The organism is Ktedonobacter sp. SOSP1-52 (genome assembly GCF_016587395.1).
Map to the genome: position 1 here is coordinate 68,134 of NZ_BNJH01000007.1, position 24,323 is coordinate 92,456.

The 24,323-nt window shown below is 51.9% G+C and carries 28 protein-coding genes and 3 pseudogenes; 12 read left to right on the forward strand and 19 right to left on the reverse strand.

Annotated elements, in window-relative coordinates:
- Positions 1 to 322: 322 nt before the first annotated feature.
- Both JMJ16_RS57700 and JMJ16_RS49685 read left to right on the forward strand, forming a co-directional pair.
- Complete coding sequence (locus JMJ16_RS57700; RefSeq protein WP_201393773.1) at positions 323 to 1,228, forward strand: AraC family transcriptional regulator; 906 nt, start codon at positions 323 to 325, stop codon at positions 1,226 to 1,228.
- 117 nt (positions 1,229 to 1,345) lie between these two features.
- Positions 1,346 to 2,056 carry an IS6 family transposase gene (locus tag JMJ16_RS49685; protein WP_201382821.1) on the forward strand — a complete coding sequence of 237 codons (711 nt, stop codon included), beginning with the start codon at positions 1,346 to 1,348 and terminating at the stop codon, positions 2,054 to 2,056.
- A 40-nt stretch (positions 2,057 to 2,096) separates the two neighbouring features.
- On the opposite strand, the gene JMJ16_RS49690 is transcribed toward JMJ16_RS49685, so the two are convergent.
- The 3 genes and pseudogenes from JMJ16_RS49690 to JMJ16_RS49700 form a co-directional block, all read right to left on the reverse strand.
- Positions 2,097 to 2,543 (reverse strand): hypothetical protein, encoded by a 447-nt coding sequence (locus JMJ16_RS49690; protein WP_201393775.1) that lies wholly within the window; start codon positions 2,541 to 2,543, stop codon positions 2,097 to 2,099.
- Between the two features lie 12 nt (positions 2,544 to 2,555).
- Positions 2,556 to 2,612, reverse strand: a pseudogene (locus tag JMJ16_RS55485) (hypothetical protein); the annotation flags it as partial.
- A gap of 25 nt (positions 2,613 to 2,637) precedes the next feature.
- On the reverse strand, positions 2,638 to 2,892 hold the full coding sequence (locus JMJ16_RS49700; protein ID WP_201393777.1) for a hypothetical protein: 255 nt from the start codon (positions 2,890 to 2,892) through the stop codon (positions 2,638 to 2,640).
- Between the two features lie 539 nt (positions 2,893 to 3,431).
- Between JMJ16_RS49700 and JMJ16_RS49705 the strand changes: the two genes are divergently transcribed.
- The 4 genes from JMJ16_RS49705 (at position 3,432) to JMJ16_RS49720 (ending at position 7,289) form a co-directional block, all read left to right on the forward strand.
- On the forward strand, positions 3,432 to 3,923 hold the full coding sequence (locus tag JMJ16_RS49705; protein ID WP_201393779.1) for a helix-turn-helix transcriptional regulator: 492 nt from the start codon (positions 3,432 to 3,434) through the stop codon (positions 3,921 to 3,923).
- Positions 3,924 to 4,008: 85 nt separating this feature from the next.
- Positions 4,009 to 4,788, forward strand: a complete 780-nt coding sequence (locus JMJ16_RS49710) for an alpha/beta fold hydrolase (protein ID WP_201393781.1) — start codon at positions 4,009 to 4,011, stop codon at positions 4,786 to 4,788.
- Positions 4,789 to 4,806: 18 nt separating this feature from the next.
- Positions 4,807 to 6,294 (forward strand): MFS transporter, encoded by a 1,488-nt coding sequence (locus JMJ16_RS49715; protein WP_201393783.1) that lies wholly within the window; start codon positions 4,807 to 4,809, stop codon positions 6,292 to 6,294.
- 68 nt (positions 6,295 to 6,362) lie between these two features.
- Entirely contained in the window at positions 6,363 to 7,289 is a 927-nt protein-coding gene (locus JMJ16_RS49720) for a hypothetical protein (RefSeq protein ID WP_201393785.1), read from the forward strand.
- A 230-nt stretch (positions 7,290 to 7,519) separates the two neighbouring features.
- Here JMJ16_RS49720 and JMJ16_RS49725 read toward each other — a convergent pair whose 3' ends face one another.
- The 3 genes from JMJ16_RS49725 to JMJ16_RS49730 all read right to left on the reverse strand — a co-directional run bounded on the left by JMJ16_RS49725 (position 7,520) and on the right by JMJ16_RS49730 (position 11,015).
- A complete protein-coding gene (locus tag JMJ16_RS49725; RefSeq protein ID WP_236602098.1) occupies positions 7,520 to 8,863 on the reverse strand; it encodes an IS1182 family transposase in 1,344 nt (447 codons plus the stop codon).
- Positions 8,847 to 9,077 (reverse strand): hypothetical protein, encoded by a 231-nt coding sequence (locus tag JMJ16_RS55490; RefSeq protein WP_236602099.1) that lies wholly within the window; start codon positions 9,075 to 9,077, stop codon positions 8,847 to 8,849. Before JMJ16_RS55490 ends, JMJ16_RS49725 begins: the two co-directional genes overlap by 17 nt.
- Positions 9,078 to 9,644: 567 nt before the next feature.
- Entirely contained in the window at positions 9,645 to 11,015 is a 1,371-nt protein-coding gene (locus tag JMJ16_RS49730) for an MFS transporter (protein WP_201393788.1), read from the reverse strand.
- Between the two features lie 140 nt (positions 11,016 to 11,155).
- On the opposite strand from JMJ16_RS49730, the gene JMJ16_RS49735 reads away from it, so the two are divergent.
- Entirely contained in the window at positions 11,156 to 11,707 is a 552-nt protein-coding gene (locus tag JMJ16_RS49735; protein WP_201393790.1) for a CGNR zinc finger domain-containing protein, read from the forward strand.
- A 165-nt stretch (positions 11,708 to 11,872) separates the two neighbouring features.
- Here JMJ16_RS49735 and JMJ16_RS49740 read toward each other — a convergent pair whose 3' ends face one another.
- Positions 11,873 to 12,694: an IS6 family transposase gene (locus JMJ16_RS49740; protein ID WP_201393791.1), complete on the reverse strand. Its 822-nt coding sequence runs from the start codon at positions 12,692 to 12,694 to the stop codon at positions 11,873 to 11,875.
- Positions 12,695 to 13,277: 583 nt separating this feature from the next.
- Positions 13,278 to 14,078, reverse strand: coding sequence for an SDR family NAD(P)-dependent oxidoreductase (locus JMJ16_RS49745; RefSeq protein ID WP_201393797.1), 801 nt, complete (start codon positions 14,076 to 14,078; stop codon positions 13,278 to 13,280).
- A 409-nt stretch (positions 14,079 to 14,487) separates the two neighbouring features.
- Here JMJ16_RS49745 and JMJ16_RS49750 point away from each other — a divergent pair, with 409 nt between their 5' ends.
- A complete protein-coding gene (locus tag JMJ16_RS49750; RefSeq protein WP_201393798.1) occupies positions 14,488 to 15,204 on the forward strand; it encodes an IS6 family transposase in 717 nt (238 codons plus the stop codon).
- Positions 15,205 to 15,310: 106 nt separating this feature from the next.
- Positions 15,311 to 15,622, forward strand: a complete 312-nt coding sequence (locus JMJ16_RS49755; RefSeq protein WP_236602100.1) for a sensor histidine kinase KdpD — start codon at positions 15,311 to 15,313, stop codon at positions 15,620 to 15,622.
- Positions 15,623 to 15,715: 93 nt separating this feature from the next.
- Here the strand turns inward: JMJ16_RS49755 and JMJ16_RS49760 are convergent, their stop codons facing one another.
- The 5 genes from JMJ16_RS49760 to JMJ16_RS49780 all read right to left on the reverse strand — a co-directional run bounded on the left by JMJ16_RS49760 (position 15,716) and on the right by JMJ16_RS49780 (position 17,838).
- Positions 15,716 to 16,066, reverse strand: a complete 351-nt coding sequence (locus tag JMJ16_RS49760) for an integrase core domain-containing protein (RefSeq protein WP_201393799.1) — start codon at positions 16,064 to 16,066, stop codon at positions 15,716 to 15,718.
- Between the two features lie 131 nt (positions 16,067 to 16,197).
- Positions 16,198 to 16,554, reverse strand: a complete 357-nt coding sequence (locus JMJ16_RS49765) for an IS3 family transposase (protein ID WP_201393800.1) — start codon at positions 16,552 to 16,554, stop codon at positions 16,198 to 16,200.
- Between the two features lie 8 nt (positions 16,555 to 16,562).
- A complete protein-coding gene (locus tag JMJ16_RS49770; protein ID WP_201393802.1) occupies positions 16,563 to 16,715 on the reverse strand; it encodes a hypothetical protein in 153 nt (50 codons plus the stop codon).
- A gap of 210 nt (positions 16,716 to 16,925) precedes the next feature.
- Positions 16,926 to 17,318 carry a hypothetical protein gene (locus JMJ16_RS49775; protein WP_201393804.1) on the reverse strand — a complete coding sequence of 131 codons (393 nt, stop codon included), beginning with the start codon at positions 17,316 to 17,318 and terminating at the stop codon, positions 16,926 to 16,928.
- Between the two features lie 67 nt (positions 17,319 to 17,385).
- Positions 17,386 to 17,838, reverse strand: coding sequence for a MerR family transcriptional regulator (locus JMJ16_RS49780; protein WP_201381135.1), 453 nt, complete (start codon positions 17,836 to 17,838; stop codon positions 17,386 to 17,388).
- A gap of 146 nt (positions 17,839 to 17,984) precedes the next feature.
- Here JMJ16_RS49780 and JMJ16_RS49785 point away from each other — a divergent pair, with 146 nt between their 5' ends.
- The 3 genes and pseudogenes from JMJ16_RS49785 to JMJ16_RS49795 form a co-directional block, all read left to right on the forward strand.
- Positions 17,985 to 18,875, forward strand: coding sequence for an SDR family oxidoreductase (locus tag JMJ16_RS49785; RefSeq protein WP_201381133.1), 891 nt, complete (start codon positions 17,985 to 17,987; stop codon positions 18,873 to 18,875).
- Between the two features lie 121 nt (positions 18,876 to 18,996).
- A pseudogene (locus JMJ16_RS49790) lies at positions 18,997 to 19,320 on the forward strand (transposase); the annotation flags it as partial.
- Positions 19,321 to 20,370: pseudogene (locus JMJ16_RS49795) on the forward strand (helix-turn-helix domain-containing protein); the annotation flags it as partial.
- A gap of 92 nt (positions 20,371 to 20,462) precedes the next feature.
- On the opposite strand, the gene JMJ16_RS49800 reads toward JMJ16_RS49795, so the two are convergent.
- From JMJ16_RS49800 to JMJ16_RS49825, 6 genes are all read right to left on the reverse strand, one after another.
- The gene (locus tag JMJ16_RS49800) at positions 20,463 to 21,251 is read right to left on the reverse strand and encodes an NAD(P)-dependent oxidoreductase (RefSeq protein ID WP_236602101.1); all 789 of its coding nucleotides are present in this window, start codon (positions 21,249 to 21,251) and stop codon (positions 20,463 to 20,465) included.
- Positions 21,252 to 21,301: 50 nt separating this feature from the next.
- Entirely contained in the window at positions 21,302 to 21,472 is a 171-nt protein-coding gene (locus JMJ16_RS49805; protein ID WP_201393806.1) for a hypothetical protein, read from the reverse strand.
- 275 nt (positions 21,473 to 21,747) lie between these two features.
- Positions 21,748 to 22,698 carry an SDR family NAD(P)-dependent oxidoreductase gene (locus tag JMJ16_RS49810; RefSeq protein WP_201393808.1) on the reverse strand — a complete coding sequence of 317 codons (951 nt, stop codon included), beginning with the start codon at positions 22,696 to 22,698 and terminating at the stop codon, positions 21,748 to 21,750.
- An 81-nt stretch (positions 22,699 to 22,779) separates the two neighbouring features.
- A complete protein-coding gene (locus JMJ16_RS49815; RefSeq protein WP_236602102.1) occupies positions 22,780 to 23,106 on the reverse strand; it encodes a MerR family transcriptional regulator in 327 nt (108 codons plus the stop codon).
- A 278-nt stretch (positions 23,107 to 23,384) separates the two neighbouring features.
- Positions 23,385 to 23,702 carry a hypothetical protein gene (locus tag JMJ16_RS49820; protein WP_201393809.1) on the reverse strand — a complete coding sequence of 106 codons (318 nt, stop codon included), beginning with the start codon at positions 23,700 to 23,702 and terminating at the stop codon, positions 23,385 to 23,387.
- Between the two features lie 67 nt (positions 23,703 to 23,769).
- Positions 23,770 to 24,222, reverse strand: a complete 453-nt coding sequence (locus JMJ16_RS49825) for a hypothetical protein (RefSeq protein ID WP_201393810.1) — start codon at positions 24,220 to 24,222, stop codon at positions 23,770 to 23,772.
- Positions 24,223 to 24,323: the final 101 nt, after the last annotated feature.

Consider the following 24,323-nt stretch of genomic DNA (forward strand, 5'->3'; position numbering starts at 1 on the left):
CATAATTGTAGCGTTTGAGGAGAGAAACAGTATGATCAACAGTATGGCCAGGACGACACGCTTCCTCATATGTACAAAGGCCAGCAAGTGGCTCAATACCAAGATTATCGATTGTTTGAGGTACCAATTTTCTATATCTCCTTGTCTAATGAGATCAAACCTCATGGATAGGAGTATACCGAAAAATGCGGGAAAGAGCAGGGTTTAATTATGATATGATAGGGTCAAAAACAATCATGATGTACTGAATGAGGAGCGCGCGAGCCATTAGTATAGCGAAAAGGAGTAAAGGAGCTTAATGCATTCAATAAGTCAAATACACATGAAACCGTGTACATTCCATTCTCCTATCGTTCCCTTTATTCGGCAAGCAGATTTTGCAGTACGTAGACCCTGGCATTCGCCACCACGCCGTCTCTTGGACTACCTACTGATCTATATCCAAGAAGGACACTGCCTTGTTTCGGTGGAAGAAAGATCCTACCATTTTCACGAAGGGGATTTTTGTCTCATCCAACCCAATGATCTTCACACCTTGGAAGGCACAACCCAGACAATCACACCATATGCACACTTGGATATTTTCTACCATCCGCTTCGTGAGGAGAGCTTTCCTACTCGACCTGGCCAAGTTGACTTAACTGGTTTTCATCATTTGCTTCAACCACGATTAAATGATTGGGATAGTCTCCATGTCCCTGTCAAATTTGTACCAGCGCGCCCAATCTGGTTTCGTGAGACGATGCTAACGATGATTGGTGCTTGGCAGCGGCGAGATGTGGTCAGTCAACTGGAAGCACAGTATCATGCCATGGCCCTTGTATTATCTTTGCTAAAGCAGCAACAGATGGTGACGGAGGCTTTGCAAGACTCACGCTCATTGCATTGGATGCTCTCCTATCTCTCGTTTCATCTCGCTGAACCCATCTCCATTGCCGATATGGCTCGCTACGCCCATCTCTCCCCAGCGCATTTTTCCCGGATCTTTCGTCAACAATTTGGCCTTTCCCCGCACCAATATCTTCTCCGTCTACGTCTCCAGCATGCTCAGATGCTCCTCCAACAAACGGACCTGACCATAGAGCAGATAGCCAAATACTGTGGCTTTGCAGATGCCCATCATTTCTCAAAGACCTTTCGAAAAAAACGTTGGTTGCTCTCCAGGATTCTACCGCCATGGCTGAAAAATAAGGAAAATGGTAGTAAAAGGCCTCTGAGGGACAACTGAACGAAAAACGGTTCTGACGCAAAGTTGGTGGTAAGCTCTTCAAAGGGTTGTGTTGCAAAAAAGGAAGCTGATCTGCTAGAGTGGAGGGAAAAAGCGAAAGAGGTCTCCTTTATGCGTATCCAAAGTCAAAATCCCTTTAAATGGCGCCACTTCCAGTCTGAGATCATTTTGCTCTGTGTTCGCTGGTATGTGCGCTATTCGCTGAGCTATCGAGACCTCGAAGAGATGATGATGGAGCGAGGCTTACACGTTGATCACACGACCATCTACCGCTGGGTTCAGCATTATGCGCCAGAATTGGAGCGGCGATGTCGTCCCTATTTGAAAACCACATCGGACTCCTGGCGGGTTGATGAGACCTACATCAAAGTGAAAAAAGAATGGGTCTATCTGTATCGAGCGGTTGATGCGCAGGGAAAGACACTCGACTTCGTACTCAGCCCAACCAGAGACGGAGAAGCCGCCAAGCGTTTCTTTCTGAAAACCCTTGCCGCCCCTCATACTGCTGAACCACGAGTGATCAATGTGGACAAAAACGCAGCCTATCCCAAAGCATTCAACGAGCTCAAAGCAAGAGGACATCTCCCCGAAAGCTGTGAGTTGAGACAAGTCAAATATCTTAACAATTTGGTTGAACAAGACCATCGTTTTATTAAACGCCTAGCCAAGCCCGGGATGGGCTTTTTCTCGTTCGAGACGGCAAGGCGAACCCTTCAAGGGTACGAAACGATGAACATGATCAGGAAAGGACAGTTGCAAGGGGTAGACAAAGGGGATGCAGAAGCCCAAGCAACATTCGTCACTCAATTGTTTGGGGTGGTCGCTTAAACAAAGCAGAAAGGGATATTTCTTACTCATCTTCTTTTCTTTAAATTTCTTGCAACACAACCTGTCGCATGGGAGTGGCATCCGGGTCAGTCGTGCTGACCCGTTGATCTGAGCGACGTTGATAGAGTCCTCGCACCTCACGTTGTTGCTGTCCTCCTTTGGCATACCAATCATGACGAACCTCTTGTTCCATATGGAGCGATTCTTGCTCTTTTTCTGAGAGGGCCGTTGGGAGAGGTGTTGGTTGGGAAGCAGCTTCCAGAGAAGGGACGCCAGGTTCTGGGAGGTGTTGCTCAACCTCGTCTTGAAAAAGCAGGTGCAAGTGTTTTTGGAAAGCTTCGCGGGCTTCGACGGCAAAGCGAGTGGTGAGAGAATCAATAGAGGCATTCGCATCGACTTTGGTTGCATCGATGTAGAGTTCTTTGCCCCAGATCAGTTTGGCCTGCTGGCATTGTTCCAGAATTGCATCAAAAAAACGACGGAACACATCGAGACCAAATCACGTTCGAATACGGCTCAGGCTGGAATGATCAGGTAAGGGATCATCCAGATTGTAGCCAAGATACCAGCGGACACTGAGTCTATCGGCAAGGCATTCGCATCAGCAAGCGCTCGGAGCGGATATCTTCAAAAAACATGATCAATTGCAGTTTAAAAAACACCACTGGATCAATGGATGGTCTCCTATCCGCAGCATAGCATTCACTGACCAGGTCATAGACAAACGACAGGTCCAGTACCCGTTGCAGATGTCGATAAAAGTGATCCTGGGGCACAAGATCCTCCAGGGAGACAGCGACCACTGGGGCAAACGTCCGTCCTTTGAAACCCATCATTTCTTTGCTCCCCCTTTCCCTTGCATTGCACTTCTCCCTCCCGGCTCTTGTCAAGCTCAACAAAGCGTTTTTCAACAGGCTGCGGACGGTTTCGAGACGCCTCAACCGGTTAGTTTCGCAACTCAAGAAACAGCCGCTCAGGAGACGCGCTTGCCCTTTGTGAGAGCGCTGTTCGGATCGATCTGCTCCTGGCATGACCGATCTGAGAGATCAGAAAAAGAAGAGTTGAATACCCTGCTCACGGGCAGGAGACCTTTCATCACACAAAGGAGAAGCATGGAATGAAAAACATTCCCTTACACAACAGCGCAAGAGAAATGCCTGAACATCTACTTCACAGCCAGGAACAAACGCTCGCCAGGCCAGAACGTGAGACGCGATCTTCTGACTCCCCATACGTTGAACAGATCGGGCGTCTGTGTATAGAGAGAGAGTCTGTTTCTCTTTGCCCAGCTTCTGGTCTTTGGAACATGCTCGTGGTGCGATATCAAGATGAGATAAGCCTCTCGGTGTGGGGTCCGATGACGAAAGGGGCAACTATGCTGTACCGCGAAGGCGCTGAGATCCTTTCCATCACGTTCCCCCTTGGGACCTTTCTGCCGCAGATGCCGGTGGGCCATCTGGCGGATACAGGGGAGTTCCTGCCTCGGACATCTGCAACATCCTTCTGGTTAGGCGACTTCTCCTGGCAATTTCCTAGCTATGAAAACGTCGAGATGTTTGTCAACAAACTGGTGCGTAAGGGTCTGCTTGTCCATGATCCAGTGGTTGATGCTGCACTCCAGGACCAGGCGCAAGCAATGTCAAAACGCTCTCTCCAGCGCCGTTTCAGGCACGCTACCGGGTTATCACTGCGTACTCTTCAAGCGATTGAACGGTCTCAACACGCGGCTCGCTTGTTGCGGCAAGGCACCTCTGTTCTTGATACGGTGGAAGAGGCTGGCTATTTCGATCAACCCCATCTGACCAGAGCGCTCAAGCGCTTCATCGGACAGACTCCTACTCAAATCGCCCGGATGGGAAAGCCTTGAGACGCTGTCGTCTCAGTACAAGACATGGCCCCTTGAGTGCAGTACGATAGCGATGTTCAAATCACTTCTGAAAGCGAGACATGGTATGAAAAACGTACGCTCACAAGATGGAACAACTATCGCATTTGACCAATCTGGCGAAGGGCCAGCCATCATCCTGGTGCTGGGCGCATTTAACGACCACTTCACCGGCTCAGCGCTGGCGGAGAGACTTTCCGAGCATTTCACCGTCTTCAATGTTGACCGCCGGGCACGCGGCGAAAGTTCCGATACCGCTCCCTACGCCATCGAGCGCGAAATCGAGGATATTGCCGCCCTCATCGACGAGGCAGGGGGATCGGCCTCGGTCTTTGGCTATTCCTCCGGCGCTGTCCTCTCGCTGATGGCGGCTGAGCAGGGCTTGCCCATCACGAAGTTGGCACTTTACGAACCCCCGTTTCTGATTGAGCAGGGTCTGGCTGAGCGGTCGCGGACGGTTGCAACTCAGCTCAGCGAACTGCTCTCGCAAGGGTTGCGAGGGGAGGCGGTCGAACTCTACCAGACGGACGTGGTGGGGATTCCCGCTGAAGTCGTGGCCCAGCTCCGCAACGCACCCTTCAGACCCACCCTCGAAGCCATCGCGCAATCGCTGGTCTACGACGCCACCATCCTGGGCAAAATGGATCTCCTGGCCTCTCGCCTGAGTTCCATCGCGGTCCCAACCCTGCTGATCAGTGGGGAGGCAAGTCCGGCCATGCTCGGCGACGCGGCCCAGGCTGTCACAGATGCTCTCCCCCACGCGCAGCACCGCCGCCTGCCGGGGCAAACCCACGACCTTGTGGCTGAGATCCTTACTCCTGTGCTGGAAACGTTCTTGCTTGGCTAACCTGAAAGAGAGGACCTGATGAAGACATTTCCAGCCACAGCGCAGCAGATCCTGGAGCGAGGACAGCAAGGACGTACATACCTCAGACTAACCCTCGCTGTCGTCAGCCTGGCAATCTTCCTGGACGCCCTTGATGTGTCCATCGTCACCATTGCCTTGCCCAACATCCAACGAGATCTTCAGTTGACCACGACGGAACTGCAATGGGTTCCAGGGATCTATGTCCTCACCTACGCTGGCTTCCAGTTACTGGGGGGACGTGCTGCTGACCTGCTTGGTCGTCGTCGCATCTTTCTGCTTGGAGCCGCGCTCTTTGGCCTGGCCTCCTTCACCACCGGGATGGCGCACAGCGGCTGGCTCTTGATTCTGGCTCGCGGGGGACAGGGGATAGGTGCAGCCTTGACCTTTCCTGCAGCAGTTTCCATCCTCACGACGACCTTTGCGGAGGGGGTGCAACGCAACAAAGCGCTGGGCATCTTTATGGCCATGGGAGCTGCGGGTTTCACCGGGGGAGTCATCCTCGGTGGAGTGGTAACCACCTTCCTCAACTGGCACTGGATCTTCTTTCTGAATATCCCCGTTGTGCTGCTGATCCTCTTGCTGTCCCGCTTCGTTGTACCGGAGGGTAGGTCGCCTCCCCGCCCGCGATCGTACGATCTTGTGGGCGCTGTCACCGTGACCGCTGGATTGCTCCTGCTCGTCTACGCAGTGACACAGGCGCAGGAAGATGGGACGAGCGTGGTGAAGACGGTGGGACTCTTCGCCCTGGCGGGCGTTTTCCTGGCTGGCTTCCTGCTGATCGAACGATGGTCAAAGGCTCCCCTGATGCCGCTCACCATCTTGCGCTCACGTCTTCTGTGTGTGGCAAGTGTTGCCTCACTCGCCTTGCAGGGGTCAGTGTTCGGCTTCCTCTTCATTTACACCCTCTCTTTGCAAGAGATAGCCCACTTCTCTCCGATGAACACGAGCCTGGCCCTGGTGCCAGCCAGTATCGCTTCCGCCCTGATCGGCTTGTTTGTCGCGCCCTGGTTCATGAATCGACTGGGTCTCAGGCTCACCAGCGTTCTGGGTCTGCTGTGTCTATTGAGAGGCATTGCGCTCTTTTTGAGGGTTGATGAAGCAGGTGACTATGTGGGAACGATCTTACCATCGGTAGTGCTTGCCCTCTCCGGCGCAGGCCTGGCTGGCCCAACCCTCTCCGTTGCCGCTGTCAGCAGGATCGCGCCGACTGAACAGGGCCTGGCTGCGGGGCTTCAGGGGACATGTATGCAAGCTGGTGGGGGGCTGGGTCTCGCCGTCACTGCGGCTGTAGTAACAGCCTTTCTCGCCTTCGGACACTCCATTGCCCATCCCTCAGCCTTATTAGCAGAGACCCAGTTCAACGGGTACCACGCAGGGCTTCTGGTCGCAGCAGGAGGAGCGGCACTTGGAGCGCTCATGGCTCTGGTTGGCATACAAAAGCCGCCTGAAGATCTTGAGGCCAAGAAGAAAGTTCTACCGGTGTGAGAGTGTTGTCTTAGCGGTGCGATGAACACTCTGTCAATAGGTCCTGCAAGGAAGAAAGGGAAAAACACATGCAAAAACGCTATCTCGATTGTAGTGCTTCTGAACTCCTCTCCATCTCCAAATTGAACCTGCTCGATGCTCTGCGTGCCAGCGAAGGGCGCGTTGTCGTGAGTGAGATTATTGGTGTTGTGCAGTCTCTTTTGCAGACCATTACCAATGCAGAGTTAGCTGCTAGCCAGGGCGCTGATTTGCTCTTGCTCAATCTGTTCGATGTGGAGACTCCTGTGATTCATGGAATGCCTGATGGCATTGAGCCGGAGTCGGTGATCCAGGCTTTACAACACTTGACAGGTCGGGTCATTGGGGTCAATCTAGAGGCCGTTGATCCCGACTTTCGACAGCAACGCGGGGATCTGTGGGATCTCCGCGAGGGTCGCCTGGCTACCGCTCACAATGCTCAAAGGCTGGTCACCATGGGAGCCAAATTCATTGTGCTTACGGGAAATCCAGGCAATGGGATCTCGAATAAAGCCATTACTGCTGCTCTCAAAGCCATTCACGCCGCGGTGGGTGAACAGGTCATTCTTGTTGCCGGAAAGATGCACGCCGCAGGCCTCATTTCTGAGGGCGGGGAAGGTATTCTCACCAAAGACGACATTGAGGCGTTCAAAGCAAGTGGCGCGGACATTGTCTTGCTTCCCGCGCCTGGAACGGTTCCTGGAATAACCCTGGAGTATGCCAGGGAGTTGATTATTCATGCCCATCAACTGGGCGCCATGACGATGACGGCTCTCGGCACATCCCAGGAAGGAGCAAGCGTGGAAACGATCCGACAGATTGCCTTGATGTGCAAAATGGCGGGCACTGACCTGCATCATCTCGGCGACGCTGGATATGTTGGGATGGCACCACCTGAAAACATTCAGGCGTATGGCGTCGCCATTCGAGGAATCAGGCATACGTATGCGAGAATGGCACGTTCAATCAACAGATAAGTGAGGAGATCCTCATGCCATTTGTTGTCAACTTTTTTCTGGCGCGTCATCAGCTGTCATAGTTCTTCACCAGACCCAGGCAATTGTTTTGCAAAGAAAGGCGAACTGCTCGCTTTTCTTTGCAAACACATCTGTGTGTCAAAAATAACGAACCAGCCTGTTGAAAAAAGTCCATACCAAACTCATCAGTAGAGAGGCAGGTATGAATTTCTCACTCTCGAAAAACTCAATCACTTGGCAAAAGAGAAGATGCTTTTGTACAAATGGAGGAACTCTTGGCCGAAAAGCAGCCAAAAAGAGGCACACATGTCCTCCGAGGGGAATGGGTGTCGTCCCCATCCCCGCTTCTTGAGCAGCCGTTTCAGATTTTGCCCCGTGGCGACTACCAAGGCTTCACAGTTGACCTTCCAGAGTCGTCTCAAACGAAAGCGACGCATCCCATGCCACTCTTTGGCCTCCCCGAATAAGGGTTCAACCCACGCCTTGCGCTTGCGCAACGCTTTTTGATACGCTTCAGTTTGATAATACCCTTTGACCCGCTCGAGATAGTCAGCATGAAAGGAGCGATGGACCTGTCGACCAGAAGGGCTGGGAGTACACTCCGCTTTCAGAGGGCAGGCATTGCAGATGGCGGCATCGGCTTGGTATTCCGCCTTCTCTGCCTTGTACTCCATGCGAGAGAGGTGGAGCGGCTGACCAGCGGGGCAGAGATAGAGATCGTGGATGGCATCATAGGTGAATCTGGAAGAGCCGTAATAGGCCCCATGCTCGTTCTCTCTATTGAAGAGAGGAATGTAGGCTCGCATCCCTGCATCTTCAATGGCTTTGATATTCTCAAGGGTTCCATACTTCGTGTCACCAGTGACTTGCCTAGGACGTAATCGCCAGCGGAAGCGCACATGCCAGAGCAGATCAAGCATGGGCTGGTTTTCCATGACCTCCGCAGGGGTCACCAGAGCCGCAAGGATCATCCGTTGCTTTCCTCCATCGACCACATAATGGGTTTGATAGCCAAGATGAAGTGGTCCTCCACCATGTCGCATAGGAGTGGCATCTGGATCAGTGGTGCTGATCCGCTGATCAGAGCGACGTTGATAGAGCCCTCGCACCTCACGTTGTTGCTCCCCCCCTTTGGCGTACCAATCATGATGGGAGGCTTGCTGCGCCAAGCGTCTCTCTTGCTCTTCTTTTGCAAGGGATGTTGGGAAGACAAGGGGCTGATAGTTGGTTTCGGTGGGAGAGGGATCAGGCTCTGTTGTTTGCTGCTCGTTCCCCTCCTGAAAGAGCTCCCGCAAGTGCTTTTGGAAAGCTTCCCGTGCCTCGACCGCAAAACGAGTGGCCAATGAGTCAAGAGAGGCATTGGCATCTACTCTAGTCGCATCGATGTAGAGCTCTCTCCCCCAAATCAAATGTTCCTGTTGACATTGTTCAAGAATGGCATCAAAAAAGCGACGAAAAATAGCGAGACCGTAACGCGTTCGAATACGGCTCAGGCTTGAATGGTCAGGCAAAGGATCATCCAGGTCGTAGCCAAGATACCAGCGAACGCTGAGCCGGTCAGCAACCAAACGCATGAGTAAGCGCGGAGACGCGTATATCTTCAAAAAACATAACCAATTGGAGCTTGAAGAGCACTATCGGATCAATAGAAGGCCGGCCTTTGCTGGCATAGGTCTCCTCGACAAACGTTCGCACAAACGAGAGATCAAGTTTGCGTTCCAGATGTCGATAAAAATGGTCCTGCGGGACCAGTTCCTCTAAAGATACAGCCGTCAAAGGGGCAAACATTCGCTCTTTGAAACTGTCGTTTGAGCCAATTCTCTTCGTTCTTCTGCAGGATAACTTTTTCGTGAGCATATTGTGGATCAGCCTGCAAAGCCAGATTGAATGTCGCTCAAGAAAAAGAGTGGTGCAGCATAACTTTTCCAGGCCAGATTGGAACCTTTTTTCGCTACCGTGCCAGATCAAAACACACTCAGTTCTGCACCATAATGTTTCATCTGGCATATCGCAAATGGCTTGAGAAGCAGCTTCATGCAATGCAGCATAACTTTTCGTCTCTCCAGGAAAAAGGCCGTTTCAGTGGTCTTGATGGAGAGCAAATGAGAATGATGTTGCCTGGAAAAGTTATGCTGCAAAGCACGCATGTTTTGCCTTTTAAGTTCCACAATACCTTGAAAAGATATTCTTCAAACCGAAAAAGAATTGATTCAAATGACAGAAACCCATCATGGTCGTTACTCCTCCTGTTACATTGCACTTCACCCATCCTCTCATGTCAAGCTCGACAAAGACTTTTTCAACAGGCTGCCGGTCGATTTTGAGATATGTTATGGATGACGCACTTTGTCAATTTTATTTGGCATTTTCACTGGCTTTACGCTCTTCGCCATTCTCTAACTCGAGACCATCCACGAGCAATATTTCCTTTGTGGTGTTTCCCTCTTTTTCGCCTGCCTCATCTCCTGTCAGTGGAGAGGAGAAAGAGAACGACTTTGTCCTTAACGGAGAAGAGAAGATCCAGAGTGCTGAAAGCAGTTCTCCCAATCCCGCCAGAACGAGTGTGATTCGTAAGCCCAGATACGTCCCTGCTATTCCTCCAAGAAGGTATCCCAGAGAAGCTCCTCCCCAACCAATCCAGCGAAGAGTGGCCGTCACACGACCAAGATACTCATCAGAAATCATGGCTTGACGCAGACTCAGAGAGGCCACACTGTAGCCCATAGCAGCATATCCCCAGATGGCTTGAGCCAATGCAAGAAGTCCTATCGAGAGCCATGGCGCTCCAAAGGCTCCAGGAATGAGTAAGGCACCTCCTCCAGCGAGCACCTGGGTATAGAGAGTCACCCATCCTATTCCCCTACGCTTTATTTCCCTTTGGACATGCCAGGCTCCTAGTAAACTGCCAAAACTTCCAAGTGTGTAAAGCAACCCGATGAGGAAAGCCGGGAGAGAAAGGGTTCGGTTCAGATAGAGAAGCAAGATGGCAAGACGAGCATTTGTACAGAGATTGGCTGTCCCTCCACAACCCGCGAAGGCACGCAGCACCGGATGGGTAAAAACAAGATGAAGCCCTTCACGTATCGAAACCAGCAGAGGTTGTGCTTTTCTCTTTCTTTGGACAGCTTTGCTCGTTTCTCGTAGGTGGGTGCTGGCGAGAAATGCAGCGGAGAACAGGAAAGAACCAGCGTCGATGAGGAGAGCAAGAGGGGCACTGAACACCTGAATCACAAAACCAGCAAGCCCAGGTCCGCTAATTTGCGCGAGCGATTCGCTCATTTGGAGCTTGCTGTTTCCCTCGATGAGCTTCTCTGAGGAGAGAAGCTGGGGAAGAAAAGTAGTATATGCGATATCAAAGAAAACCGTACAGAGCCCGATCAGTCCGGCAAGAAGGTAGAGGTATTCCATGCGCAAGAAATGAAAAAGAGCAAGGAGAGGAATGCAGCCTAAAAGGATCGCACGCCCAATATCTGCTAAAATCAGGATGGGCCGTCGAGGAAGATGATCTATCCAAACGCCTGCAAAAAGACTCACGAACAAAAAGGGAAGGTATTGCACCATTCCTAAGAGACCCATCTGGAAGGCTGAAGCATGCAGGATGAGCAAGCCCATGAGAGGAAGAGCAAGCAGCGTGACCTGCGAGCCAACCAATGAGATCGTTTGTCCTAGCCACAGCTTGAGAAACGGTGCATGACGCCATAACGATGTGCTTGCTTTTCTCTTCATGAGAGCATGTCTTCCTTTCGCTTCAAGGACTTCCTACTCCACTGTCGGATTGTAACGTATAAATTTGTCCAAAGCAGTTACATGTGATATAGTACAATTGGAAGGAGTAACGGTCAAGGTCAACCAAAGGAGTTACGTTGATGGAAGCACTGTGTGTGGACATCCTCAATAGCAATTGGCAAGGATACCGGGGTGGAGAACCAGAACAGGATCGCTTACTCAACTCGGGCTGGATTGAGCACCTCATAAAGCGATGGGGAATAGAGACGCCTTTTCCTTTGGAGCCAGAAGCACGAGAAGCTCTGCAAACCTTACGTTCTGCCATGAGCAACATCATAGAGGCAATTGGAAAAGGAACCGATCCTTCTGAGCAAGACGTGGAAACGATTAACACAGCTCTCGCGCTGATGCCTTCCACGCCATTTTTTACCAGGGAAAAAAACCACTATGCCCTTTCTCATCATCCTTTACAATCAGACTGGCGCTGGTTTGTCCGCGAGGTCGCTTTTTCATTTTCGCAGCTTTTGATCCAGCATGATCCTCTCCGCCTGAAGCGGTGTCAAAATCCGGCCTGTGGTTGGGTCTTCTATGATGAGAGTCGACAAAAGAACCGCCAGTGGTGCAACCAGACGTGCGCAACACTGATGCGTGTACGACGATATCGCATGCATCATCACACTTCCTCTGGGTAGCGCCTCTTTCATAGGGCTATTTCTCTCGGAACCATCCACGCTACAAGAGATCTCAGAGGAATAGATCTCTCAAGAAATGAAGGTTTTTTGAGAGGTTCTGTCAGAACTGAGTGCATAAAAGCCCACAGAAAGAGGTGGCAGTCTTTCAACTCATCATCCATTGAGCTAGGAAGCCATCAGTAGCAGGAGTCGCAGGACTGCAAGTTTTTCGCAAAACAACCGTCGTTGTTCCGGAAGAGACAGGGTTTCTCTCATGAGAGAACGTGGGCGAAAATAGTTGCGTAATTCATCAAAAGCACGACAAAAACGTGCCGCTGAGGCGAAATTCCCAAATCCACGCATTGGATAGTAGCGTTGCTTGATTCCTCGATGATCTTGCTCCAGCCGATTATTGAGATACTTGTTTGTCCGATGCTGGATGTTGCTGCTCATTGTCTCGCGTATTGCACGCGGATAGGATGTATGGCCGTCCGTTGTCACCTGCTCTGGCGTATGGTCAACCACAGCAACGGCTTGTTTGAAAAACTGTTTGGCGGCATCCATATCTCGCTTTTCGCTCAGCCGCGAATCAACCAGATTGCCATCTTGGTCGATGGCACGATAGAGGTAGCACCATTTTCCATGCACTTTGACATACGTTTCGTCCACATACCAGGAGACCCCTGCTTGACCTCGTCGTTTTGTGCGCAATTGATCGGCGATCAAGGGCGCAAAACGCTCTTCCCAGTCTCGAACCGTCTCGTGCGTAAACACAAAGCCTCGTGCTAAAAACATTTCCGCCACATCACGCAGGCTCAGCTTATACCGCAGGCGCCAGAAAACAACAAGCACCACAATGTCAGTGGGGGCCTCGAGATAGTTAAAAGGAGTCCCGGTTCGTTCATTAAAAGTACACTGGCATGCCAGACAGAAGAATGTTGCATACCCCAGTTTCGTTTTCTTCGCTCGTTTTTTCGTTCTCGTGCCTGTGCAATGGGGACAGTTCATTGGCCATACTCCTCGTTCCATTTTCTGACGGGATGAGCATAACAAATCTGCTGCCTCTCAGCAAGATCAAGTTTGAGTTCTGACAGAACCGTCTGGCCCAACGCCACCATGAAGCACTGCTGGCTCGAACTCCAGGCTGAGCTGGCTCACCTTTCCCCGCACGGCTCTCTTCGTGTCATCGAACACAGTGGTCATGCGCATCCAGCTTGATCAACCACAGGTTGTCATTGACGCTATTCGCGACGTCGTGAATCGGGTGCGAGCGAGCGCCTCTTCTCAACAGCACTAGCAACATGCTCGTCATCCGCGGTTTGGGCCAACACATACATGGCTCAAACCGCCTGTGACCGGTCTGCAGACACTTGCGGGAGACCGCGCGCGTTCCACGGATTCTGGATGGACCCATGCCCTGCCTGGCGGCTCTCTCCTCTGGCGCTGGCAAACACCCGCTCGATGAGCGAGGACAACACTGCTCACCTATGGGGAACGCGGATGTTCACCACACAATGACGCTCTTCCCTTGAAGAAAAATCCAGCATCGTTCACGTAAGATCTCAAAGCTGCCACGATGCCCTTTGCTCTCTTAGATGACTGAGCGAATAGTTCCACCATCGACGCGGATGGTTGCCCCACTCACATAATCGGCAAGCGGACTTGCCAGGTAGGCGACGGCTGCGGCAATCTCCGCTGGTCTCCCCAGGCGGCCAACATCGTTGGGCACCAGATCTTGTGCCGCACCACGCTCGATCTCTTCCCATGTTTCGCCCCAACCGTTGGACGGAGCCAGGCGGGTAAGCAATGCCTGGACTTCTCCGACCAGAATTGCGCCCGGTGCGACCACATTTGACGTGATGCCGGTATCCTTGAGTTCACGTGCGAGGGATACGGCAAGGTTATGGCGAGCTGCCAGTGTGGCGCTGTAGTGTGGCTGGACTGCCATTGGCTGCATCGACAATCCACCGCCAATATGGATGACCCGGCCCCAGTGCCGTTCGCGCATCTGTGGCAGTAAGCGCTGAATCATACGCACCCCGGAAATCACATTGGTGTTATATATCTGGGCCCAGAGCGTCGTTGTCGCCTCTGCCCACGATAAATGATCGTAGACACCAGCATTATTGACCAGAATATCAATGGGGCCTTCTGCCAGTGCAGTGGATGCAACGATATCAGCTCCATCATCGGTGGTGAGATCGCCAATCGCGATCGCCGCATGTCCACCATCAGCGCGAATCGCTTCGGCTATATCATTCACCCGTTTTTCATTGCGACCATGCACTACGACGGCGGCACCTTCCTTCGCGAGCATTCTGGCTATTGCTTCGCCCAAACCAGAACTCGATCCTGTGACCAACGCCCTCTTTCCGGTGAGGTGTAATTCCATATCTCTATCATCCTTTCATGTGTTTATGAGCTATTCCCGTTTCTGAGAAGTGGAGAAGTCAATGATCATTTCCACTTGGATGGTTGGCATTGTAGCGCTGGGAAATAATTGGAACCAGGAGTGAAGTTATCATAGGTGTGAAAGTAACAGATTACACCAGCGTGGATAGTGTTGGCGAAATCAAAAATTGAGCTTGCAACAAGAGGCAATTTCTCCGCTGTTTGAGCTAGGGAAGTTAATTCGCCAACACTATCAGCGTGGGAGCTAAATAAAAAGTCTCAACGAGCCGAGGGAAAGATAGAAGTGATGAATCGTGTAGTGGCGAGAAACCAGCAAGAGGGAGAGACAGTCCATATGAAAGGTATTGTCAACTTGCTGAGAGACTACAATTTCTGGTAGACTAACCGTCATGAAAACACTGGCATCTGCATCTCGCTACAAAGGCTTTCGCTTCCCACCAGAGATTATAAGCCACTGCGTGTGGTTGTATTTTCGCTTCTCCTTGAGTTTTCGTGATATTGAAGAGATTATGGCGGAGCGTGGAGCCGTATTGACCTACGAAACCATCCGGCAATGGTGTTTAAAGTTTGGCCAGACATATGCCAATAAACTGAAACGCCGCCGTCCGAAAACAGGAGACAAGTGGCACTTAGACGAAGTGTACCTGAAGATCAATGGCAAAACCCACTATCTCTGGCGAGCGGTTGATCAGGAGGGCAACGTCCTGGATATCCTCGTGCAGAGCCGACGCAACAAGCATGCGGCCAAGAAGTTTTTTCGCAAGTTACTCAAAGGACTCCAATATGTCCCACGGGTGATTATCACGGACAAGCTGGCTAGCTACGCTGCCGCAAAGAGGGAAATCATGCCCAGCGTTAAGCACCGCCAACACAAGGGCTTAAACAATCGAGCGGAACGTTCCCACCAGCCGACGCGGCAACGTGAACGAACCCTGAGGCGCTTCAAATCCCCTAGCCAAGCCCAACGGTTTCTCTCTGCGTTTGGGCCGATCCTGGATCACTTTCGACCCAAACGGCATCTCCTCACCGCCAGAGATTACCGTGCCCTCATGCAGGATCGTTTCCTTGCATGGAACGAGGTGACTGGCGGGAAAGCTGCCGCCTGACACCACACCATCCGCTCCAATCCTCCGCTTCTTTCCCGTCTTTCTCCCTTTCCCTCAAAAAACTCTTCCATTTCTTCGTCAAGTTGACAATACCCTCACGAACTATGTGACCAATGCCCTGCGTTATTCGAGCCCAAGCCTGCCTGTCGTCATTGGCGTGACGCTTCAGGAGAACCATGTACGCGTCTGGGTGCGCGATCAGGGACCAGGTCTCACAACAGAAGCGCAGAAGGCGATCTGGCAGCGCTATCACCAGGCCAAAAGCACTCCTATTCAATCGGATGTTTTGGGGAAAGGATTAGGTCTGGGCCTCTACATCTGTCAGACACTCATTGCCCAACATCAAGGCGAAGTCGGCGTGGAAAGTGCGCCAGGAGAAGGCTCGACGTTCTGGTTTAGGTTGCCCATCATCACGTAGGCAAACAACGTCTTGAAAGAACGATCCTTTTTTCCGAAAGGGAGCGCGATCAATTTACTGGAGTGAACCCTTGATAGCAGACCAGAAGGTAAGTCAAGGCAACATCTGCTGATAATATGCTGCTTCAAATTCAGCGGGAGGCATATATCCCAGGCTCGAATGCAAGCGCTTGGTATTGTAGACATCGTCAAGGAATTGGCCGATGTTGCTGTGTGCCTCCTCAAAGGTCTGATAGGCTTTGAGATACACCTCCTCCTGCTTTAAGGTCTTGAAGAAGCTCTCCGCCTTGGCGTTGTCATAGGCGTTGCCCTTAGCCGACATACTGACCTGAATCCCCACACTCTGGAGCCTTTCCACATAGGCAGTGCAAGCATACTGCACACCACGATCCGAATGATGGATCAGCCCTGGTTTCACCTCTCGTGTTGCCAGCGCGTTTTCCAAGGCCCAAGCACCAACAAGGCATCCATCCGGCGTGAGAGGTTCCACCCGACACACCGCCGAGAGGAGGCATCCACAATGCAAGCCAGGTACACAAACTCGCTCCTGAGCCGGATGGAGGTTAAGTCCGCCACCTAGATCACATCGGGAGCGCCTGGCGTGTATCCATTGACCAGGTTGGGATACACCGGGTAAGGATGATGCGAGTCAGTCGTGCGCACAAAATGCCGCTTTAAGTGACACAACAGGGACTCTTCCCGCATGATACGCAAGATCCGCTTATGGTTGATATGCCGACCTGCTCGCTGTAATGCCTTCGTCACACGACGATACCCATAGCCTGGAAAATCCAAGACAATCTGTTCGATCTCATCACGCAATGCCACCTGCTCTTCCTGTTTCCAGCTTTCATCCGGCTTGTGGTGCTTGGCAGAGTACCATGCGCGATTGATCTGCATCAGCTGGCAGAGTTGACGAAGAGAGAAGGGCATCTGCTCCTCTAGAGCATGCTCAACAACGGCATGCCGTTGCTCAACGGGAGCTTGCCCAATGCTTTTTTTAATAAGGCATTCTCCATCGCCAACTGCCCACAAAAGCGCTCCAATTCGGCAATTTTCTCCTGAGCAGATGGCTCAGTTTCTCCCCTGCTCACAAAGGCGGCTTCTCCATGCAACTAGTATTCTTTTTGCCAGCGCGAGATGACACTGGGCGCAAGATTCTACTCTCGACAGACTTGGGCTGGACGCCGTTCACCAGCTGTTAATTGGCGCACTACCTTGAGTTTCAATTCTCGTGAGTGAACCCTTCCGCTCATCTGTTGGCTCCTTTTTTGACTTCTCTTCTCACTCTACCACTGCCTTCCTCAACTCTTGGTCTGGCTCCTTGGGTTCACTCCAGGCTGCTTCTTGTTCCCTCTTTTCTCTGCTCTTTCCCTTCCCCCTCCATACCCCTCATGTTCTTCTTCAGATTTCTCCCCAATTACTCCGCAAAAAAAGAGGCCGATCCTCTTCTTCCCTTTCTTTGAGGTTTTTTTTTGCACACTCTTTAAGGTCCTGGTGCCAATACGCTCCAGACGCCTCTTCACCAGACCCAACACACCCATTCCACTCAGCATCTCCTGCGCTGTTCTTCCGCCAATGACCCTCTCCTGCCTCGCACACCCATCGCTCACTTTGCTCCTATTTTGCACGCTCCAGGATCCTCTTTTTGGCAGGCTCCGTGAGGGATTCCTCTCCTTTCCTCGCTCTTTCTCCATCTTTTTCACTCTTTTTCCGCTCAAACATCCTTGCTTCCCTCACTCATTCCCTCAATTCTTCCCTCATTTATTTCGCTGATTTACACAAGCATACATTCCACACGGTGGAAAAAGGGCCTGTCAGCATTTCGGGAATGGTGCCAATATTGCCACAAGTAGTTCCATTTGCTTCGGGATCGATCAACGTCAACTTATATGCGAGGTACGCCTGTATCTGGTCTAATTCGGCTTTTTTTCTGTCGATCTCCTTCATCTTCGAGCGAAGAAGCTCAACTTTTCTTTGGAGAGAAAGTTCATTCGCCTCATCTGCGCTGATGAGTTCTTTGAGCTCTGCTAATGTAAACCCTGCTGCCTGACCTGCTTTGAGCATCAGGAGATAAGGAACCGTCTCCTCGGAATAATCCCGATAATTGTTTCCCTCGCGGCGGATAGCGTGCTTCCTGAGGAACCCTTGTTTCTCATAAAAACGTATCGTATGACGTGTCAAACCGGTCTTTTCTTCTAATTCTTTGATGCGCATGGGAATCTTCTCCTAAAACGACTTGACTATAGACACGGCTCTATAGTTTACACTCTGAGCATGGAAGAGGCAAGTGCCTTTGAAGAGGGAACAGGGCTTGCCCGAGAGGCTTCCACGTCATTTCAAACAAGCAGGAGATAGGAACCATGACCATGAATAACAAGAGCATGCAAGGAAAAGTTTGCCTGGTGACAGGCAGTAGTTCAGGCATTGGCAAAGTCACAGCCAGAGAACTGGCCAAAATGGGCGCGACCGTGGTGATGGTCTGCCGCAATCGTGCGAAAGGAGAAGCTGTGCGGGCAGAGATCATAAAGGAAAGCTCGAACGACCAGGTCGAGCTGCTCGTCGCGGACCTTTCAGATCTCTCGCAGGTACGTCGCGTGGCCAGCGAGTTCAAACAGAAATATGCTCAACTTCACGTTCTGATCCATAATGCTGGAGGTATTTATGGAGAGCGCAAAGCGACACCTGATGGGTTGGAGCAGACCTTTACGGTCAATTACCTGGCCTCTTTTCTGCTGACAGAGCTGTTGCTGGATGTGCTTAAAGCGAGCGCTCCGGCTCGCATCATCAACGTCAGTTCAGACGCGCATCCTCATGGAAAAATTGATTTTGCCGATCTGCAAGGGGCACAAAAATATAACTTCGTGAAAGCCTATAACCAGGCCAAGCTCGCACAGATCTACTTTACCTACGAATTAGCTGATCGGCTCAAGGACGCAGACGTCACAGTTAACGCGCTTCATCCTGGTCGAGTTCACTCTGGTTTCAACGGCGGCACAAAGGGTCTTATACATGTCTTTGGGGAGGTCCTCTACTTCCTGACTGGTATATCTGAAGAGAAAGGGGCGCAGACGACGCTCTACCTAGCGACCTCACCTGAGGTTGAAAGGGTGAGTGGGAAGTACTTCTCCGACTGCAAGCAGATCCCTTCTTCTACGCATTCTTATGATGCGGAGGTACGCCAACGGCTCTGGAACGTCTCTGAGGAGTTGATCCAACAAAACGAGCTTTCCCAACCCGTTTCAGAAAGATAATCAGAGATGGGATTGGGAGCGAAACGGGTTGCAAGCGCTTCACGGATGCGTGGCGATGAGTTCCTCTTGCCATGAGGCTCTTCTGATGCGCATTTTGGGAAGATACAAGAGGAAGCAATTAATGGCAAGGACGCACCCATGGGAGGGAAGCGAAGCATGGTGGGAGAAAGTCAAGTCACTGATCCCGCCAGTTCCCTCGCATGCCAAGGGAGGAAGACCTCGGATGGAAAATCGCAAAGCTTTTGCAGCCATCATGTACGTCTTACGCATGGGGATACAATGGAATGCTTTACCTCGGGAGTTGGGAGCGAGTTCCACAGTTAACGATCGCTTTCAAGAATGGGAGCAGAAAGGCTTCTTTAAGGCACTCTGGCGAGCTGGACTCATGGAATATGATGAAGTGCAAGGGATCGAGTGGGAGTGGCAGTCAGTGGATGGGGCAATAATGCAGTGGGTAGTTTGGAGCCAATCAACCAAGCGAAGCAGATCAGGGGTCAGCGTGGAGAACCGTTGGAGCTCTTTGTGCTGCCTGCCATCTTCTGGTGGTATTTTTACATGGTCCCAAAAAGCGTCAGGGCGAGAGATCCATTGCCTGAAACAACCTGGATTCAAGGTGATGCAGGCAACCGCTACTGCTCTATTCCTCATTGGTGCTACGCTAAAAGAGAAGAACGCAAGTCACCAAGAAAGGAGCAGAGCTATGCCCAAACGTGTGCAAGCCCGAGCGGCACAAGATAAGCAGGAAGAACGCCAGGTGCGCAAACTCGCCAGGAGCCTTCATGCCCCAGCCGATTGGAAATTTCATGCCCACATGGTGGTCGAGAGTTGGGCAAGCAAGACGCCGCAAGAGATCGCCACCACGCTCTCATGCCATCCCAGGACCGTGTGCATCCACCTGAACCGCTTTAATGCGCAAGGGATCAACGGCCTGGGGATGCGGGAAGGAGCAGGACGCAAACCGCGTTTGACTGAGCAGGAGCGCAGCCGGATTCTCGCCCTGGCGAAGCAACCACCCCCTGGGAAATTGGAAAGATATGCGGATGGAACCCTGGATGCCCGAGATGAGGAAGGGTCAGCCCAATGGAGCCTGGATGCCTTCACCGACTCTGCCCATGCCGCGGGTATCCAGGTCGAACGGAGCCAGATCCGACGTATGTACCTCCGCGAAGGCAAGCGCTGGCGCCATACTCACAGTTGGGGAACCAGCGATGACAAAGACGCGTGTCCCAAAAGGACTGCGGTCGTCACCCACTCCACCCAACCGCCAGCGGGATCGACGACCATCTGCGCTGATGAGCTCGGACCGGTAACCCCGCGCACCTTCGCGCCAGCCCCTGGGTGGTCGCCTGATGGGCATCGCATCAAAGCTCCCCTGGAATACAGTCGTGGTGATGACAAGGTGTGGATCTATGGAGCCCTGCGGGTCCGCGATGGCAAAGAATTGACCAGATGTGCGGCTACGCGTCATTCCAAGAACTCCATCGAGTTGCTCAAGGACATCGAAGCAGACAATCCAACGGGGGAGATCTTCATTATCACGGACAATCTGAGCAGTCAGGCCCGTTGCTCCGGCAACGGCATATCTGATCATGGCCTCTGTTTCGTAGCTGACCAGGGCGACAGCTTCGGCGAACAGGTCCATATCGATGAACTGGAGCTTCTGGAGATGGGGGCCTTCTCGGTGGTAAGGATTGTCCCGAGCGTTTCGAGCGCGTAACTTCTTGCGGTTCCCGCACGTAGCACATCGATAAGAGCAGGGATTGCGAGACCAGCGTGTTCTCCGAATTGAAGAATATCTTCAATATTCTTCATATTCATCAACAACAGGGCATTATTGATCAGCTTGGCCATCTGCCCTGAACCCGCCAATCCCAGGTACGCGATTTTCTTGGAGAATGTTTCAAACACCGGGCGACAGCGTTCCGCCACCTCAGGCTCTCCTCCAACCATCGTCAGAAGTTGCTTCGCAACTGCACCTGAATGGCCGCCGCTGACCGGAGCATCGATCACGTGGACCTGGTATGCAGATGCAATGGTGGTGAGTTCGGCGGCAAACGCGGGAAGACCTGTCCCATAGTTGACCAGTACCGAGCCTGGCTTCATGTTCGCCAAAAGGCCACCGTCAAGGGCAACGCGCTGGATATCGGAGTCTTCGGTGAGGCAGAGCCCCACCAGGTCACTTGCTGCCGCCATCTCGCTGACAGTGTCATAGGCTTGATACTTCACTCCTGTCAACGCTTCGAGCGACTGTGAACGTCGCGCCCATACATGGAGTTCATAGCCAGCTTCAGAAATGGCGCGGGCGATCGGCGCTCCCTGGTCCCCGAGGCCCACGAAGCCAATTGTCATTGGAATGGTCGTTTGTAGAGTGCTCATGGCATTTTCTTTCACTCAGAAAGAGGTACATAGGAGAGAGAACGGAAGTATCAGGCAAAGAGGCGCAATGATGCTTCCCAGAGGCGATCAGCATTCTCGGCATTGAGGGCATAGGGTGCCACGCCACTCGCGTAGCCATTGGCCTTCGTTACCACGAGAGCCTCGTTGCAGTCCTCGAAGTATCGTCCACTCACGCCCTGAAGGAGCGGCGATGCGGACAATACGTGTAAATCACTTTTGTTTGTGAGGCAAAAATCGCATAATGAAATGAGGCAAACCATTATTTCTCAGATGAGCCTTTACGCAACCGCCGAGGCCTCCCGAGCCACTTGCTATCTACCCACGTCATTGTGTGTTTTTTGCCTCATAGAAAAAAGTGATTTACAACTCTCCAGAAGAGCATTGAGTATCTATCTGAAGAGCATATTTCTTTCCTGTGTCAACAGAACAGATGAAGTGAGGACTCTTTGTCTGACGTACCAGATGCGCTTCCGCGTCATTGTGCTTCGTTGAGCATGTTCTGTGAGGTGCTCCATAATCGTACCGCGTTCTCAGGGTCGATTGCATATGCCGTTACCCCTCGACGAATACCGGGCTGATGCGGCCCAGCTTCGTTGCAGTCTTCAAAGTAGCGACCGCTGACGCCCTCGACGAGCGGTGAGGTGGCCAGCAAAACAGAGGTCGCCGCGCCTTGTTCGATGTTTTTAGTCGACACCCCCGTGCTTGCCGGACCTGATTGTGCGGGATTCACCGGTGCATCCTCCAGGTAGCGTCCAAGATTGGTACTGGCGATTCGGCCAGGGTTCAGCGCATTGGCAACGATGCCATCATCGGCCCAGCGTCTGGCTGCTTCTACTGCAAACAGAATGTTGGCTGTCTTGGATTGTCCATAGGCGACCCATGCGTCATAGGGGCGATGGTGAAAGTCGATGTCATCAAAATCCACCTCGCCATTGATATGACCCACCGAACTGACCGACACGATACGCGCATGGCCTGTCGCTGCCATCGCGTCGTGCAAACCAAGCGCCAGCGCAAAGTGGCCGAGATGGTTCGTGGCGAATTGCATCTCATGTCCTTGCGCACTGACCTCCCGCTGTGGAATGGCCATGACTCCGGCGTTGTTGACGAGGATATCAAGTGAACCCTCCCAGCCTCTCACAAACGCACGGACCGAATGCAGGTCTGACAAGTCGAGCTGTCCGACGTGAATATGCTGGTTGCCTGTCGTTTGCCTGATATTTTCGGCTGTCTGTTCACCTACATTGGTATTGCGGACGGCGAGCATCACTTCGGCACCAGCTTGTGCCAGAGCGCGAGCTGTTTCCACTCCGATACCGCTCGCGCCACCTGTAACGATGGCTCGTTTCCCACGTAAATCGATCCCTTCAATGACTTCCATCGCGGTTGTTGCCGCACCGAAAGGTGTGGTTATTAATCCTGCCATGTGTTTCCTGCCTTTATTAGTTATCTTAAATCCTTCACAATACTTTCGTACTCTTGAGCGATGCGCGCGGCTTCGTCCAGATCACCACGGGCCCGAGCATCCCAGTAGGTGACTTTCAACGAGAGGTAGCGTTGGCGTATGTGCAGCCGCGCAATCTGCTTTCCCACTTCTTCGGCGTGTGCCTGAAACAGGTCTCGCTTTTCGACTGCCGTCTCGTCGCCCTGGGAGCACAAGGGTCAGATAGGTACGCATCTCTTCTACGCTCATGCCAACGGCACGCAAGTTTGCCAGAGACTCGAGCATCTGGAGCGTGTCAGCACGATAGCGTCGATGCCCACTGCTCGTATCACGCTCGACATCAGGCACAAGCCCGATGTCTTCGTAATATCTGAGGATCGGAATGCTCAACCCACTTCTTTGAGCTACCTCGTGAATGGTAGAGGTTTCTTGATGCGGAAGTGTGGATATCTTCTTCATGTCCGTAGTATAAAAAACCTCAAGTGCTTGAGGTCAAGAGCTTTTAGTGTTTCTCTTGAACGTTGTGAGCTGTAACCAAAACAGTGTAAGAGCTAGATTTCAGGGCATTTTTCTCTGAAAGTCTCAGAATAGATGGCTTTCATCCAGGGTGGTGCACCTTCGGTGCATGGCTCTTACCATGCGGGTTAAATCAACCACAATTTTCACGTCTACGCTCCTTTTGTGCCCTTGCCTTTCGTGCTGATCCCCATGAAAGCTACGCCGCGTTCCTCCGGCTCTGGGATAGGTGCCTTCGCGTCAAGGCGTTGTTTTCGCTGGTTGTCGTTCACGTCTTTCTCCATTGTTCCATTTCCCCCATACTGTTGAGCCTCTCCTAGATCAATTAATCCCAATTGCTCAACGATGTCTTGCACTTCTTGCATGATCGTCATCCGTTTTCTCTCCTTTTCCCAGTAGGATTGTGCCTCTCCTAGATCAATTAATCCCAATTGCTCAACGATTGCCTGCACGTGTTTTTTTGTGGCCATAGCCTCTCCCGTTTCATCTCCTCTTGCTGTATGCGTCTGTTCTCATGTGTTTCTGCCTTCTCTCTTCTCAACGATGGTCTTCTTGAGCACCATGGTTGTGGGGACAGACGTCCCGCTGTGGAGCTCGTGCTCTTGTTTCATCAGAAGCCCCCTCTTGGTTCCTCCTTTTCACCGTGATGGTTTGGTGCCGCTTTGGTGAGGACATGTGATTTCTTTGCTTGCGTGCTTCATATTGCCGACGTAAATCGAGCCCGACAAGCGATTGGATTACCGCTTCATAGGTGTGCTGGGTTCCGGGAATACACGCATAGATGCCATATTCCAGCTGCGCTTGTTGCAAACGCTGCACTTCTTGACGATCGCTTTCAATAAATCCAAAGGTATGATAACGATAGGGGAGAGGTTCTATATCTTCGATCTTCCTCTGTCTTCTCTGCAACAGTCCCCTCTCTTTTATGCAGGAAATCAGCCATGCTACGAACGACGCTGAGTATTTTTTTTCTTCGGTTGTAGAAACCACGCCGCAATTTCCCTTTCACGTACCTCATCCCTGATGAAGAATCTCTCCTGCCCCGAGTGGGCAAAAGGCGTCATCCATCACATTTCGCCAGCGTTTCTACT

Excerpts from the sequence above, each read along its gene's own strand:
- JMJ16_RS49745 (WP_201393797.1), bottom strand. The coding sequence starts at position 14,078 with ATGGAATTACACCTCACCGGAAAGAGGGCGTTGGTCACAGGATCGAGT.
- JMJ16_RS49785 (WP_201381133.1), top strand. The coding sequence starts at position 17,985 with ATGACCATGAATAACAAGAGCATGCAAGGAAAAGTTTGCCTGGTGACA.
- JMJ16_RS49720 (WP_201393785.1), top strand. The coding sequence starts at position 6,363 with ATGCAAAAACGCTATCTCGATTGTAGTGCTTCTGAACTCCTCTCCATC.
- JMJ16_RS49705 (WP_201393779.1), top strand. The coding sequence starts at position 3,432 with ATGCTGTACCGCGAAGGCGCTGAGATCCTTTCCATCACGTTCCCCCTT.
- JMJ16_RS49715 (WP_201393783.1), top strand. The coding sequence starts at position 4,807 with ATGAAGACATTTCCAGCCACAGCGCAGCAGATCCTGGAGCGAGGACAG.
- JMJ16_RS55490 (WP_236602099.1), bottom strand. The coding sequence starts at position 9,077 with ATGTTTGCCCCTTTGACGGCTGTATCTTTAGAGGAACTGGTCCCGCAG.
- JMJ16_RS49740 (WP_201393791.1), bottom strand. The coding sequence starts at position 12,694 with ATGAACTGTCCCCATTGCACAGGCACGAGAACGAAAAAACGAGCGAAG.
- JMJ16_RS49730 (WP_201393788.1), bottom strand. The coding sequence starts at position 11,015 with ATGAAGAGAAAAGCAAGCACATCGTTATGGCGTCATGCACCGTTTCTC.
- JMJ16_RS49725 (WP_236602098.1), bottom strand. The coding sequence starts at position 8,863 with ATGCGTTTGGTTGCTGACCGGCTCAGCGTTCGCTGGTATCTTGGCTAC.
- JMJ16_RS49750 (WP_201393798.1), top strand. The coding sequence starts at position 14,488 with ATGAAAACACTGGCATCTGCATCTCGCTACAAAGGCTTTCGCTTCCCA.
- JMJ16_RS49780 (WP_201381135.1), bottom strand. The coding sequence starts at position 17,838 with ATGCGCATCAAAGAATTAGAAGAAAAGACCGGTTTGACACGTCATACG.
- JMJ16_RS49810 (WP_201393808.1), bottom strand. The coding sequence starts at position 22,698 with ATGGCAGGATTAATAACCACACCTTTCGGTGCGGCAACAACCGCGATG.
- JMJ16_RS49820 (WP_201393809.1), bottom strand. The coding sequence starts at position 23,702 with ATGGCCACAAAAAAACACGTGCAGGCAATCGTTGAGCAATTGGGATTA.
- JMJ16_RS49800 (WP_236602101.1), bottom strand. The coding sequence starts at position 21,251 with ATGAGCACTCTACAAACGACCATTCCAATGACAATTGGCTTCGTGGGC.
- JMJ16_RS49765 (WP_201393800.1), bottom strand. The coding sequence starts at position 16,554 with ATGCCCTTCTCTCTTCGTCAACTCTGCCAGCTGATGCAGATCAATCGC.
- JMJ16_RS49700 (WP_201393777.1), bottom strand. The coding sequence starts at position 2,892 with ATGATGGGTTTCAAAGGACGGACGTTTGCCCCAGTGGTCGCTGTCTCC.
- JMJ16_RS57700 (WP_201393773.1), top strand. The coding sequence starts at position 323 with ATGAAACCGTGTACATTCCATTCTCCTATCGTTCCCTTTATTCGGCAA.
- JMJ16_RS49775 (WP_201393804.1), bottom strand. The coding sequence starts at position 17,318 with ATGGAGAAAGAGCGAGGAAAGGAGAGGAATCCCTCACGGAGCCTGCCA.
- JMJ16_RS49710 (WP_201393781.1), top strand. The coding sequence starts at position 4,009 with ATGAAAAACGTACGCTCACAAGATGGAACAACTATCGCATTTGACCAA.
- JMJ16_RS49735 (WP_201393790.1), top strand. The coding sequence starts at position 11,156 with ATGGAAGCACTGTGTGTGGACATCCTCAATAGCAATTGGCAAGGATAC.